The organism is Bradyrhizobium cosmicum (assembly GCF_032290525.1).
Lineage (GTDB): Bacteria > Pseudomonadota > Alphaproteobacteria > Rhizobiales > Xanthobacteraceae > Bradyrhizobium > Bradyrhizobium cosmicum_A.
In genome coordinates this window covers 1-252 of record NZ_JASXTA010000416.1, presented here as the reverse complement: position 1 = coordinate 252, position 252 = coordinate 1, and the positions used below count along the sequence as shown (strand labels likewise).

1 pseudogene is annotated in these 252 nt (G+C 65.1%); it reads left to right on the top strand.

Going from position 1 to position 252, the window contains the following annotated elements:
- Window positions 1-27: 27 nt before the first annotated feature.
- A pseudogene (locus QSV46_RS40425) lies at window positions 28-252 on the top strand (hypothetical protein); the annotation flags it as partial.

Sequence of the window (252 nt, the reverse complement as noted above, 5' to 3'; positions counted from 1 at the left end):
ACCGGGCTTCGGTCACCCCCGGCTCTCATGCTGCTTGTTGTAGGTGCAGCGCTCGGCGGTTGCAGCGGCGGCGATTTCGGCCGCACCCGCGCCGATATGCGTAATGACGACATGCACCGCTGGTTAGGGGCCGAGGCCACGGCCAGCGTCGGCCTAAAACCTTCGCATTTCCAGCTCACCGAAAACGAACGCCAGCTTCGCGATCTCGCCTATCCCCTGATCGAACCGCCGCATTCGCGGCCCGCCTGGAAG